The following is a 13331-nucleotide window of genomic DNA, read 5'->3' as shown; positions in this document are numbered from 1 at the left end:
TAAAAACAAAAGATAAGAGTTTTTTATACAAATACATTTCAAATCAATATATTATTATTACTCATTTCTCAAAAAAATAGGGCTTTTATGAGCATTAGCACACCACTTTTAACCTTTTGTAAATATCTGATAAGCAACAAAAAAAGAATTTTCGCAATGCTATTTGCATTGTAAATAAATAATTGTACTTTTGCACTCCCTTTATTGGGAATGGAATGTTTAATTAAAATAATATTATGGACGCATTAAGCTACAAGACAATGTCAGCAAGCAAAGCCACTGTTACAAAAGAGTGGATTGTTGTAGATGCTGATGGTCATAACTTAGGTCGTTTATCTTCTAAAGTCGCAATGATTTTAAGAGGTAAATACAAGCCAAGTTATACACCGCACGTGGACTGTGGAGATAACGTAATTGTTATCAACTCAGAAAAAATCAACCTTACAGGTAACAAACTTGACGAGAAAACGTATATCCGTCACACAGGTTACCCAGGAGGACAAAGAAGTTTGACTGCAAAAGTATTGCAATCAAAAAACCCTGCTCTTTTAGTAGAAAAAGCAGTAAAAGGTATGTTACCTAAAAACAAATTAGGAGCTGAACTTTTTAGAAATCTAAATGTTGTTGTTGGGTCAGAGCACAAACAAGGCGCTCAAAAACCAAGAACAGTTAACTTAAACGATTTAAAATAATGGCGACTATTCACAAAATTGGTAGAAGAAAAACCGCTGTTGCACGTGTTTATGTTTCAGAAGGAACAGGAGTAATCACTGTAAACAAAAAAGCATTTGCAACGTACTTCCCAACAGCTACTTTACAATACAAAGTATTACAACCAATGTCATTGACAGAAAATGTTGGAAACTTTGACGTAAAAGTAAATGTTTATGGAGGCGGAAGCACAGGACAAGCAGAAGCTGTACGTATGGCTTTAGCTAGAGTAATGTGTGAAGTTGGAGAAGGAAACAGAGCCATCTTGAAACCTGAAGGATTATTGACGAGAGACCCAAGAATGGTGGAACGTAAAAAATTCGGACAGAAGAAAGCTCGTAAGAGATTCCAATTCTCTAAACGTTAATCTAAAAAAGAAAACATCGTTTGTAGCACTATGTGCATAATCGAAGTGTATTTATTTATTAAAAAACTAAGTTATTGTTGCTCTCCTACCGAGGTAGGAATTAGTTTAGCATCTAAATGATTTTAATGATTATTAGATTACCCGATTACTAGATTTTTAGATTTGAAAAAATTGAAAAATTGAAAAATCGAAAAATTGAAAAATTGAAAAAAAACATTGCTAATACAACAGAACGTAAACTATTACAAAATGGCAAATAAAGTAGAAGTAAAAGAATTACTAGAAGCAGGTGTTCACTTCGGACACATGACTAGAAAATGGGATCCAAATATGGCTCCTTACATCTATATGGAGCGTAATGGAATTCACATTATCAATCTATATAAAACAGCTGCAAAAATTGAAGAGGCTAGTGAAGCCATGAAAAAAATTGCAGCATCAGGTAGAAAAATACTTTTCGTAGCTACCAAAAAACAAGCAAAAGACATTGTAGCTGAAAAAGCTGCCGCTGCAAATATGCCCTACATCACTGAAAGATGGCCTGGTGGTATGTTGACAAATTTCGTTACTATTCGTAAAGCTGTTAAAAAAATGGCAACTATCGATAGAATGAAAAAAGACGGTACTTTTATGACTTTGTCTAAAAAAGAACGTTTACAAGTTGATCGTTTACGTGCAAAATTAGAAAAGAATTTAGGTTCTATTTCTGATATGTCAAGATTACCAGCTGCATTATTTGTAGTAGATATCAAAGCTGAGCACATCGCAATAAAAGAAGCTCAAAAATTAAACATTCCAGTTTTTGCAATGGTTGATACCAATTCAGATCCACGTCTAGTTGAGTATGTAATCCCTGCAAATGATGATGCTTCTAAATCAATTGACAAAGTTTTATCTTATGTAACTGCTGCCGTTATCGATGGTCTTGCAAACAGAACTTCAGATAAAGATGCTGATGCTACAACTGAAGAAGTTGTTGCTGAAGTAGAAGTTGCTGACACAAAAGCCGAAGAAGCTGCAATTGTAGCTGAAGCTGCTAAAACAGAAGAGTAAATCAAAATAATTACGAATTATGAATTTATGAATTACTCTTAACACGTAATTCGTAATTCGTAATTCGTAATTTCTTTTAAAAAAATAATAAACTTAAATTAAATATAAAAATGGCAACAATTACTGCTGCAGACGTAAATAAATTAAGAACCATCACAGGAGCTGGAATGATGGATTGTAAAAAAGCATTAGTAGAATCTGACGGAGATTTTGATTTAGCTATTGAAAACCTACGTAAAAAAGGACAAAAAGTAGCCGCAAATCGTTCTGATAGAGAATCTACTGAAGGAGCTGCAATCGCCGTGGTAAATGATTCAAAAACTGCTGGAGTAGTTATTACATTAAACTGTGAAACTGACTTCGTAGGTATGAATGAGAATTTTGTTAAAATGGCTACTGAAATGGCTAATTTAGCATTAAATTTCAATACTAAAGAAGAATTTTTAGCATCTGATTTTCACGGAATTACTGTTGCTGATAAATTAATCGAGCAAACTGGAGTTATTGGAGAAAAATTAGAGATTAGAACTTTCGAGAAATTAGAAGGTGCTTTCGTTGGATCTTATATTCACTCAGGAAACAAAATTGCTACACTTACAGCACTTTCAGCAAATATTGCTGATGCAGAAGAAGTTGCAAGAAATATTTCAATGCAAGCAGCAGCGATGAACCCAATTGCTTTAGACGAAGCTGGAGTTGATGCAGAGGTTATTGCTAAAGAAATCGAAATTGCAAAAGATTTACTTCGTCAAGAAGGCAAACCAGAAGCTATGATTGAAAACATTGCCAAAGGAAAATTAGGACGTTTCTTTAAAGACAACACTTTGGTGAACCAAGATTACATCAAAGATAGCTCAATGAGTGTTGCTGCTTATGCAAAATCAGTTGACGCTAATTTAGTTGTTACAGGTTTTAAAAGAGCCGCTTTAGGATAATTCTTTCTAAACTATTTTAACTATTCTATATAAATATCCCGATTCAAAAATTTTGAACCGGGATATTTTTTTAATCTATTTTCATATACTCAAATAACGACACAAAATTTAAATTAACATTTTGTTGGATATATAGTTTCAAAATTATACATTTGTTGGCTAAATTTTATGTTTTTTTTAACAAAAACAAATACTTAGATAAAAATAGAATTGATCCTTATCAACAATTTAAAAAAAGATTGTATTTGCCCCAATATAATTTTTTCCGCATGTTAATTAGCATTAATATTTAAATTAAAACTATGAAATCAAATTTCAACCTACTTAAAACCTTACTGTTACTAATAATAGTATTTTTACCCATCAAATCTTTAGCACAAGCAAATCTTTATGCTGGAATAGAAATTGGGAGTAAAGGAATTAAAATGTCTGTTTTAGATGTTATAAATATTAAAAAAGGAAACTACGTAATTAAATCCTTTTGGACCGAAAATGTTGGGATTGCTAAAGGAATATCTATTGATGGTAATCTTGCAAAAGCTGATATGGATAGAGCATCTGAAGTAGTTTTGTCAAATCTTAACAAAATTAAAACAGAGTTTAATATTCCAGATAGCAATATTTTTATCGTAGGTTCGTCTGGGGTTGCTATGGCAAAAAACACTCAGCAATTAATTGACAAAGTCAAACAAGCAACCAATAAGGAATTAGAATTTATAGATGTTCAAACCGAAGGCAAAATGCTTTTAAAAGGATGCATTCCACCTGTAGATTACTTAAAATCAATGGTGTTGGACATAGGTGGTGGAAACACAAAAGGCGGTTATGTTGATGTATACAATAATGATAATTTTGTGTTCTTCCCTTTGAGCTTAAATTATGGCACAGTAACTTTGACAGAAGCGGTAAATAAGGTTACAACCGGAACTAGCTTATCAGAATTTAACACCAAATCTTTTGGTTTCTTACCTGTATTGAGAGATCAAATCAACAAGATGTACGGAACTAGTCCGGTAGCATTGGAAAAAGAAAAAGTTTTTATGTCTGGAGGTGCTGTTTGGGCATTTTACACCCTTTATAACGGTGTGGCTAAAGAAAATTTTAGCGAATTTAAGTTGGAGGATGTTATTTACTATGATGCCATCTTAAAAAATAACTTTAAAAAATTCGAAGAATTAGCCAAAACTGACAAAGATGTGGAACGTGTTTTGAAAACATATTCTCAAAAATATCTAATTTCCGCAAGTACTCTTCTGCTTGTATGTTTAGAGGCAATTCCTTCCATTAATGATAAAAAATTATATTTTGCTAAAGAAGGGCAAATTGCATGGTTGGTGTCTTATATTGCAGATCGATCTAAAAAAGTTAAAAAAGTTTACTAAACCAATAAAAGAATTATTTCTTTAGTAAAGATTATAATAAAACAATATTCCCCCATACTGTTTTATTACTAAAAATTAGATACGTGAAAAGTTATATAAATACCTACTTCAATAGCTTTAAAGGCTTCTCGAAAGAAATTTGGGTTCTAACCCTGATAACCTATATCAATAGGACTGGCGCAATGGTCATGCCCTTTTTAACAAGTTATTTAAACGAAAATTTTTCTTTTAATTTTACAGAAATAGGCTGGATGATGGCTTCTATTGGCTTCGGTTCGCTATTTGGAAATTGGATTGGAGGCAAATTAACAGACCGAATAGGATTTTATACTGTTATGCTTTGCAGTCTATTACTGACTGGTTTTGGTATAATTGCCATAATGTTTTTGTATGATTTTACAGAAGTATGTATTGGTTTATTCATAATCACAGCAATAGCTGATATGTACAAACCTGCAATGTATGTAGCCGTTTTAAATTTCTCTAAAAAAGACAACAGAACTAGAGCATTAACACTTGTGAGATTAGCCGCTAATCTTGGAATTATATCCGGTCCTGTTTTAGCTGGATTATTAATTCAAAAAAACAATTACGATTTATTATTTTGGATAGATGGAATAAGCTGCTTAGTTGCTATTTCAGTATTTATGTTACTCATTGATGAAAGTAAATTTTATCAAGCTAGAAAAAAAGTATATCGAAATAGAGCTGCAAAACTCCTAATTAAAGAAAAAATTTCAACTGATACTAATTATATACTTTTCTTGTTTGCTAGTTTTTTAACTGCTTTTTTATTCTTTCAATTGTTTACCACAATCCCTTTGTATAATAGCCAAAAATTAAATCTAACACAATTGCAAATTGGGCTTATATTATCATTAAACGGTTTAATTATATTCCTTTTTGAAATGCCTATGATTGGCTTCTTGGAAAAGAAAAACATTGAATCCACAAAAATAATATTGTTAGGCTCTGTGTTTATGGCAAGTGGATTTTTATGTATACTTTTCTCAAAATCAATTGTTATCTTAATAATCAGCATTGCACTAATAACCGCAGGACAAATACTCCTTTTTTCATTCTCGAATATATTTGCACTCTCCAGGGCAATCAAAGGAAAAGAAGGACAATATATGGCGCATTATGCTATGAGTTTTAGTGCTGCTCAAATACTGAGTCCTAAAATTAGTTTTACAATAATAGACCATTTTAGCTATTTTTCCAACTGGTTATTTATGGTGATAATAGGTTTAATTGGGATTTGGATGTACTATAAATTAGATAAAAATATTAGGATTGAATCCCATAATAAAGATTTAAAAAAAGTAAATATTAGCTAACAACTCAAAAAACTTCCTACTTAAAATAAAATTATGCCAAAAAAAATCGCAAGCAATAACAATCAAAGTTTCAAAATTATAATCATTTTGCTAACGATTTGTCTTTTAGGAAGTATGTTTTATATTTATAAAATGTCAGATCGCTCTAAAAACATTATTGTATCACTAAGAGAAGAAAAATTAACACTGCTAAAAGATTTAGAAAAATCAAAGCTTTTTATAGAAGTTGCATTGAGTAGTAAATCTGCAATATCGAATCAACTGGATTTGGAAAAGGAAAAAGTAAAAAATCTAATTTCAAAAATTAAAAATAATAACCTAAACAAAACACAAATTACCCAATACAAAAAAGGCGCAGACAATATAAATTTTAGAATTAGCAGTCTATTAAAAGAATTGGATTATTATAAAAAAAAATCAGATAGTACAGCTTTAGCATTGGACAATCAAAGAGTTGTAAATGACACCTTGTTAAATTCAAACAAGATTTTATCTAACAAGATTTCATCAGCTTCAAATTTATATTACTATAATATTAAAGCATCAGCATACAAATTAAAAAACTCTGGAGACAAAATAGAAACCGAAAAAGCACGTAAAACTGATGTCCTAAAAATAAGTTTTTCTATAGCTCAAAACAATCTTGTTAAAGCCTCAAACAACAAGCTACTTATCCAAATTATCGATAGTAAAAACAATGTTCTTGGCAGTAAAAAAACAGAACAATTTGGCAAAGACAATCTAACATATAGTTTTGCTACTGATGTAAAATACATAAACAAAACAATTTCAATTGAGAAAGAATTAGCTGTTGAAAATCTAGAAAAAGGCTTGTTTTATGTGAATGTATTTGACAAATCAAAAGTTGTTTTACATACCTCTTTTACTTTATTGTAAATTTATTTAGGTAGTATTCCATAAAGTGTGCAAGTTCAAAATGAACACTATTCCATAAAAGTGATAAACAATACATATATAAAACGGGGCTTACAAGCCCCGTTTTATATTAATGAATAATTCAATAAGAACACTATCCTAAATGGCGCTATTCAACTTGTTCCTCATCAATATAGGTTTTATTACCATTTTTATTGATATAGTACTTCCCTCCTCTTGGTCCTGCATATACTTTTCTTCCTTTGTATTCTCCAGCAACTTTATCTTTTGAATTTGGATTTGCTTTTTCGTTAGAAACTCTTTCCTTTTTTGTGGTAGTTTTAGTTACACTTTTTGGTTTAGTCCCCTTTTCTACTTCAGCTGCATCCACTTTTTTAGATTTGGCAGTTTTAGTTTCACTTTTTGGTTTGGCCGCTTTTTCAACTACAGCTTCATCTGCTTTTTTTGATTTAGCAGTTTTAGTTTCTTTTTTTGGTTTAGTCACTTTTTCTACAGCAACCGCATCTGCTTTTTTAGTTTTGGTAGTTTTAGTTTCTTTTTTAGGCTTAGTTGAGGTTTCTTTAGCCGTCGTTTTCTTTACTTCAGCTTTTTCTTTAGCGTTAGCTTTCTTTGCTTCTGCTTTTTCCTTTTTTAAAGCCGCTTTTTTAGCTTCTGCTTTTTCTTTGGATGCACTAGATTTTTCAGTTTTTGATTTACTAGTTTTTGATGTAGTTTCTTGAGCATAAAAATTATTTGAAAAAATAAAAATTATACATAGTAATAGGGTTTTTTTCATAGCATTGTTTGTTAAGTTAATTATTGGGATTCGATTATTTTACATAGGTTTTACTTCCGTCAGAATTTAAATAATATTTACTACCTCTGGCTCCTATATATATCTTTCTTTCGGGCTTTTTTTCATTAGTTTTAGCTGTCGCTTTATTTGCAATCACTCGGCTATTCATGATAGGTTTTTCCTCTTTTTTAGAAAGTTTATTTACCACTACATTATTCTGTTCCGTTGGCGATTTTTCAATAATGGTTTTAGGGCTAACAGCAATTTTGGTTGCTGAATTGTTTTCAGGAGTTTTTACGGGTTTTGAAGCAACTTTATTTTTATCCGTTGTGATTTTAGCTTTAGGCTTTTTCACAACCTCCTTTTTCCTAGGAAGTGCTTTTTTGATTTCAGGTAAAACAGTTTCTTCTGAAGATCTAAGAATAACTACCTCTGCTTTTTTTTCAATAACTGGAGTTATTTCCGCATTATTTAAATTCAAATTCTCTTGTTTTGCTTTCTTCTTTTCTTCTTTTAATCTCCTTTTTTCTGCTTTAATTTCCGCTTTAATCCTTTTTTCTTCGGCTTTTGAGTCTTCTTTAGCTTGTCTAGTTTGTTCTTTCTCTTGATTAGCTATTCTGTCTGCTTCTTTTTCAATTTCAGATCTAGAATCGTTTTTATATGCTGTAGATCTACCTTGAGCATAGTAATTGATTGAATAAAAAAGTATTACAAATAGAATAAGTGTTTTTTTCATTATCAAAATTATTTTTTTAAACTAAACCAAAAATAATATTTTTTTTTCAAAAATCGCACCAAAATTTAAAAATAGGCTCTTAATTGCACATTCCCAGTGTGAATAGTTTGTGATTTTTCGCTTTTTCTTCCTTGATAATTGACATTTATATCTAAAAACTGTGTCAGATTTTTTTGAATCAACAACCGCCAAGTGGAGTTTTTACCAGCTTGTAATCCTTCCAGCAACTGAAAGGCTACAGGCGAAAATTCGTTACCAATAAATTTATTGTCAAAATAGGAGAATTCGCCATTAAAAGTCAACTTTTTTTCGCTAGCAAAATTAAATGAAGTACCCAGTTTATGTTGTTTTAAAGATTCTAAATCACCTAACTTATTTTTCTTGTTTTGAAATTCGTAAAAAACGTCTAAACTGATATTCTTTGAAAACAAATACGAAATTTTTTGTTCCAATTGATTTCCATTTATCTGAAAATTTCTACTTGCATAATTTTTTGAATTTATTCTAGATTCGAGTTTTTTTCCAGAAAATGAAACCAACCAGCTTTGCCTAAAAAGATGATTGTATTGCAACTGATGTGAAGTATTCTCACTTTCTTGTTCGTCCGAAGATTGCAGAATTTTGAGTTTATTGGATACAAACGTATAAGTTACGGAATGTTTCTGTTTTCCTCGATTGTAAAATAACGCATTTCGTACATTTGAATTTAGTCCTAATAAATCCTGATTTGAACTCGAAAAAGGATTCAAATCAAAATTATCTTGTTCTCGTTTTATTTTTCTTTCAATCAAATACGAGGTTTGATTGTAAAAATAAGATAGTGCTTTTTTGAATCCTTTTTCATTTTGCCATTGCAATGGATTTAAAACAAGCGATTGGGAAAATTTATTTTGATGCGTTTTGATAAAAATTTGATTGGGCAAAAATATTTTTACATATTTTGCCTGATCTGGAAATGGTGCAATTTCAAACTCTTGAATTTCCTGAATTCCATTAGCGTTATAATCATTCCAAGTAAAAATTCCTTTTCCTGGCTCCACTTCTAAAAAACTAAATTCTTGTTGCGGAATTGTTCCCGACAACGTTTCGTAGGCCGTTGTAGATTGAATTAACTGATTTAAAAAAACTGAATTATACAACAATCGTGAGTTTAATGAAGGTTCCGTTTTGCGAGTAGGATCTTGAAATTTTAAATTCCTATAATTTACAAAAACAGACAAATCACTTTTGTCCGTTTGAATTAATTTTGATTTTAAATAATAGGAATTGGATTGGTTTACTCTTTGAATTTTATTGATTTGCAAACTATCATTAGTCCGATTCAAATATCCAATTTCCACAAATACCTTGGTGGAATCTCCTCGTCCTAGAAAAGCTCCAAACTCTTTGAAACGTTGGCTTAAACTAGATAACTGTCTTGTTGCTTTAATATTTTCTTGATTATCTTCAAAACGAATGCTATTACCGATCCAGCTTTTTTTAAAATTATATTTCACTTGTGCATGATTTCTCATAAACTTTGATGAGGACAAACTACCATCACTGTTTAAAGCACTTCCCTCGTTTGAAAAAAACCAATTTTTATTTTTAAAATAACCTGAAATAACCTGTCTGTTTCCTGAAAAGCTATCCGTAAAATCAAGGTTTTCAAATTGATACCTCCAATTTGATTTTTCAGGCAAAGTAAAAGACAAACCTGTAGTAATATAACTTTGATTCCCAGATGAAACGGTCGTTAAATTCCAATCTCTATCAAATTCAATCGAAAACAATCGCTCGATAGTTCTGAAATTTTTGTTTACAAATTGATAATTTCCAAAAGCATCTATTTGCCATTTTTTTGAAAGCAATCGTTGTTTAAGATTTAGTTTTCCAGCAATGCCTTGATTATCATTATCATCTATTCCTGAAAACAAATTTTTGTCATTGTTACTCATCCCCAATTCAAAATCAATCCCAGTTTTCTCGCTAGGATTGTATTTTCCTAAAACGGTAGCAATTTGTAACTTTGTTGGCGCCACAAGCTTAATTCTAGGCTCATAATTTCCTTGCAAAATACCAGCTATTGGCGCAACATACATAAAAACCCTACCATTTGCATTTGTGCTTGACACCACATAATTTCCTAAATTAGTACCAGCAAAACTGAATTTTACATTAAATAGGATATCAGTAGCGAGTGATGAAAATTCAAATACTTCTTGTCCACTAACTAGTACTTTTTTATACAAAATTTTATTTTCAGAATAGGTATCTAGTACTGCCGAAGTGGTATTCATCAAGTCTTGATTGTCACCAGCAGAAGCCAAAATTAAGGCTCTTTCGGTAGATAAACTTTGCTGCAACGGTTGATTTTTGACATCGTTTTCAGAATAGATGTAACCTCCTAAACTCCATTTTTCTTGCTCGTGATTTGCACCACCATAGGTCACAAATCTTGAATAATTTCTATCAGAATATTGGTATTCAATCACAATTCTCATTTCTGAAGTAATAGGATAAAGCGATGTAAAGGTAATTTCGCCCGCATTGTAATCAATAGTATACTGATTGTTTTCGCCACGAGTTAGCAAAATACCGTTTACAAAAACACGCTCTGAACCCGAAATAACTAGAATGAATAATTCCCCATTAGGCCCCTGTAATTTATAAGGCCCTTGGTTTCCTTCTTGCCCTACAAAATTACTTTTTGCATATTGCCCGCGAACTAGTGCTCCGGAAGCATATATTTCTGTTTTGTTTTCTGGTTTTCCAAAAGTAAATTGAGTGGCTAGTCCTTGTACTTTTTTATTAAAATTTAAAAATCGTGATTTTCTATTTTCAAGAAATAAATCCCCACCTCGCACACTCCATTTATCGCTAAATAACTCTATAAAAATTTGATCAAATTCGTCTAATTTTTGGGAATATCCTCCTTCTTGTAAGGGAATATTACTGTCCTGAATAGAAGCACGAAGGCTAACTTTGTCTGACAGTTTTCCCGTAATTTGCAAATCTAAATTAGAGTTGACAGAAGCGTTTTGATTATTTCCAATCGATATTCCTCTTGAAATACTTCCAGTGGTAGTCAATCCCTCAAAAGGAATGAATTTTTTGACCCCATTTGAAGTCGTTTTATATAAATTCCCTGAAGCAGAACTAACAACTCTGCTTTTATCATAAACTGTATATTCTTTAGTCAAAAATTCTGGGAATTTTAAATACCGTACTACAAGTGTGTCCGAAGTTTGAAAATCTTTTTTAAAAACTAGGAGCCCTTTCTGAAAATTTACTTTATAGAATGTTGTGTCAATAGCATTTCCCTTTATATCTTGAATTTTAAAAAAACTAGCATTAATACTCAAACTATCTATTTGAATGGTATCACGAGAAACTAGAATTTTTTTTGATAAATAGGGCGTTTTGATTTCTTGAGCGTAAACCCCAGAAACACTGCAAAAAATAATTATAAAAAATAATTGTCTCCACATAAATACTATAACTCTCAAATGGTAAAAGTAGTATTTATAATTTTCAAAAATGCACCTTGGTTACAATTTACAAAAACAAGGTTGCCCATTTTAGGACAACCCTTTTTTTAGAAAAACAATGTATTACAGAGTGGCTTTGTGAGCTGTAATTTCGGTTATGAAACCATCAACTTCTTCCAGTTCATTGTTAATACGTTCAAAATCAAGCTCTTTTCGCAACAATGCCACCGCTCAATAACTTTCTTTGCGATTTTCGAGCAAGAATTTTTTATACTCTAGTTTTACTTTTCTTTTTAGTTCGCTGACTTTAGTTGGACCTTCTGGCAAGACCGCTATTACAGTGTCTATTGCCGATAATTCCGCAAGTACACCTTGCAAAATTGCTTGAATCTCGACAGCCGAAGTCTCAAATTTAGTAGTCAAACGATCTTCTGAAAGCTTTTTGAAACTCAATTCCGCTTTCTCTTTTTGTGCCCAAGTCAATAACACATCGCAATCTGCTACTTGTGTTATTCCGTTTACTAAATACGCCATAATTTTAAATATTTTGAAGATTAATATTACAAATCACATCGCAAACCAAATGCCGAAATCTCCTCCAAAAATAATTTTTAAAATAAGTTTAACTATTTGTAGGAAGAAAACACAATTGTTAGTTAAAAAAAACACTAAATCATTAGCCGTAGCGTTATCCTTGCCTTTGAATTTTTTTATTCAGCAATTTTTCTTCCAACTGAAGCCTTTTATATTTAAATTGAAGTTGGGTTTGAACAGCTAAACCATTTTCATCCATTTCAGTTTCGGCATTTAATTTTATCGTTTGTAGCAAAAGTTGGTATTCTTTGGTTTGTTTTTGAACATTGCTTTCTAGAAAACGAATAAATTGTAAAGCGGTTACAGCAGTTTCATATTTCTTCTCAATCGTTTTAATTTTTTGTTAAAAAAAAATTTGCAGCTTGGCATTCAACAGTTGTTCCGATTCTAAAAACTGTGTTACTTTTAAATCTTCGTTTTTTGGTGCTCAAAATTTTTGTATACCGCATTGTCTTTTTGTTGCAAAAAACCCAATATTTCAGCCAACTTCAATTTTGCAGCAACTGGCAAATCACGTTTACCAGTGGTATACATCGCCCATTGACTGCGATTAATTTGAAGGAGCATCGCCATATCTTCTTGTTTCATTCCCAAGATTTCTTTTATATTGTCGTTTATCATCAAGTTAGTTTGTTACAATTGTGACTTTTTTATACTATTACAAATTTTATCACAACATTTGTGACATTTTTATTGTGACAAATAATTCTGTCACAAAAATTTAATCACAAAAATTACGCCGTATTTTTTATTAACTAAAACACTAAGAACTGAAAGTATATAGATTTGGTTTTGCAGACTTTCAGTCTGCAAGGTTATAAAACTTGATTTTATAACCCAGATTGCACAAATTAGCACGAATACATTTGTGAAAATTCGTGACTAGAGCCTGAAAGTGTTACTGGCGAAGCAAATTCGTGGTGAGATTTTTAGAACGTGAAAGAAAAGTGGACAAAAAAGCCAACTAGACTAGTAAAAAACTTTTGGCGGTTTATAAATAGCTATTCCCAGCTGTTTTAAAAAAAACAATTTTCAAAATAAAATAAAATATTTAAGTCTTAAAAAAATAAT

General features: G+C 31.1%; 12 protein-coding genes. 7 read left to right on the top strand and 5 right to left on the bottom strand.

Going from position 1 to position 13331, the window contains the following annotated elements; translation table 11 throughout:
* Positions 1-236 precede the first annotated feature (236 nt).
* The 7 genes from rplM (at position 237) to RMO70_RS15135 (ending at position 6685) form a co-directional block, all read left to right on the top strand.
* Positions 237-692, top strand: coding sequence for a 50S ribosomal protein L13 (gene rplM / locus RMO70_RS15165; RefSeq protein WP_310557286.1), 456 nt, complete (start codon positions 237-239; stop codon positions 690-692).
* Positions 692-1078, top strand: coding sequence for a 30S ribosomal protein S9 (gene rpsI, locus RMO70_RS15160; protein ID WP_310557285.1), 387 nt, complete (start codon positions 692-694; stop codon positions 1076-1078). Before rplM ends, rpsI begins: the two co-directional genes overlap by 1 nt.
* A gap of 249 nt (positions 1079-1327) precedes the next feature.
* On the top strand, positions 1328-2131 hold the full coding sequence (rpsB, locus tag RMO70_RS15155) for a 30S ribosomal protein S2 (protein ID WP_310557284.1): 804 nt from the start codon (positions 1328-1330) through the stop codon (positions 2129-2131).
* Positions 2132-2241: 110 nt separating this feature from the next.
* On the top strand, positions 2242-3066 hold the full coding sequence (gene tsf, locus RMO70_RS15150; RefSeq protein ID WP_310557283.1) for a translation elongation factor Ts: 825 nt from the start codon (positions 2242-2244) through the stop codon (positions 3064-3066).
* A gap of 302 nt (positions 3067-3368) precedes the next feature.
* Positions 3369-4448 (top strand): exopolyphosphatase, encoded by a 1080-nt coding sequence (locus RMO70_RS15145; protein ID WP_310557282.1) that lies wholly within the window; start codon positions 3369-3371, stop codon positions 4446-4448.
* Positions 4449-4531: 83 nt separating this feature from the next.
* Complete coding sequence (locus tag RMO70_RS15140; RefSeq protein ID WP_310557281.1) at positions 4532-5788, top strand: MFS transporter; 1257 nt, start codon at positions 4532-4534, stop codon at positions 5786-5788.
* 33 nt (positions 5789-5821) lie between these two features.
* Positions 5822-6685 carry a hypothetical protein gene (locus RMO70_RS15135; RefSeq protein WP_310557280.1) on the top strand — a complete coding sequence of 288 codons (864 nt, stop codon included), beginning with the start codon at positions 5822-5824 and terminating at the stop codon, positions 6683-6685.
* 148 nt (positions 6686-6833) lie between these two features.
* Here the strand turns inward: RMO70_RS15135 and RMO70_RS15130 are convergent, their stop codons facing one another.
* The 5 genes from RMO70_RS15130 to RMO70_RS15110 form a co-directional block, all read right to left on the bottom strand.
* A complete protein-coding gene (locus RMO70_RS15130; RefSeq protein ID WP_310557279.1) occupies positions 6834-7460 on the bottom strand; it encodes a hypothetical protein in 627 nt (208 codons plus the stop codon).
* A gap of 34 nt (positions 7461-7494) precedes the next feature.
* Positions 7495-8202 carry a hypothetical protein gene (locus RMO70_RS15125; protein ID WP_310557278.1) on the bottom strand — a complete coding sequence of 236 codons (708 nt, stop codon included), beginning with the start codon at positions 8200-8202 and terminating at the stop codon, positions 7495-7497.
* Positions 8203-8261: 59 nt separating this feature from the next.
* On the bottom strand, positions 8262-11666 hold the full coding sequence (locus tag RMO70_RS15120) for a hypothetical protein (RefSeq protein WP_310557277.1): 3405 nt from the start codon (positions 11664-11666) through the stop codon (positions 8262-8264).
* Between the two features lie 231 nt (positions 11667-11897).
* Positions 11898-12200 carry a hypothetical protein gene (locus tag RMO70_RS15115; RefSeq protein ID WP_310557276.1) on the bottom strand — a complete coding sequence of 101 codons (303 nt, stop codon included), beginning with the start codon at positions 12198-12200 and terminating at the stop codon, positions 11898-11900.
* 465 nt (positions 12201-12665) lie between these two features.
* The gene (locus tag RMO70_RS15110; protein WP_310557275.1) at positions 12666-12881 is read right to left on the bottom strand and encodes a helix-turn-helix domain-containing protein; all 216 of its coding nucleotides are present in this window, start codon (positions 12879-12881) and stop codon (positions 12666-12668) included.
* Between the last annotated feature and the right edge of the window lie 450 nt (positions 12882-13331).

The organism is Flavobacterium sp. (assembly GCF_031422135.1).
Taxonomy (GTDB): Bacteria; Bacteroidota; Bacteroidia; order Flavobacteriales; family Flavobacteriaceae; genus Flavobacterium.
The sequence above is the reverse complement of the archived record's forward strand: the minus strand, read 5'-3'. Positions and strand labels throughout refer to the sequence as shown.

Bases quoted from the DNA above. Each gene is read 5' to 3' on its own strand.
- RMO70_RS15135 (WP_310557280.1), top strand. From the start codon at position 5,822: ATGCCAAAAAAAATCGCAAGCAATAACAATCAAAGTTTCAAAATTATA.
- RMO70_RS15120 (WP_310557277.1), bottom strand. From the start codon at position 11,666: ATGTGGAGACAATTATTTTTTATAATTATTTTTTGCAGTGTTTCTGGG.
- RMO70_RS15130 (WP_310557279.1), bottom strand. From the start codon at position 7,460: ATGAAAAAAACCCTATTACTATGTATAATTTTTATTTTTTCAAATAAT.
- rpsB (WP_310557284.1), top strand. From the start codon at position 1,328: ATGGCAAATAAAGTAGAAGTAAAAGAATTACTAGAAGCAGGTGTTCAC.
- RMO70_RS15110 (WP_310557275.1), bottom strand. From the start codon at position 12,881: ATGATAAACGACAATATAAAAGAAATCTTGGGAATGAAACAAGAAGAT.
- RMO70_RS15145 (WP_310557282.1), top strand. From the start codon at position 3,369: ATGAAATCAAATTTCAACCTACTTAAAACCTTACTGTTACTAATAATA.
- rpsI (WP_310557285.1), top strand. From the start codon at position 692: ATGGCGACTATTCACAAAATTGGTAGAAGAAAAACCGCTGTTGCACGT.
- tsf (WP_310557283.1), top strand. From the start codon at position 2,242: ATGGCAACAATTACTGCTGCAGACGTAAATAAATTAAGAACCATCACA.
- rplM (WP_310557286.1), top strand. From the start codon at position 237: ATGGACGCATTAAGCTACAAGACAATGTCAGCAAGCAAAGCCACTGTT.
- RMO70_RS15115 (WP_310557276.1), bottom strand. From the start codon at position 12,200: ATGGCGTATTTAGTAAACGGAATAACACAAGTAGCAGATTGCGATGTG.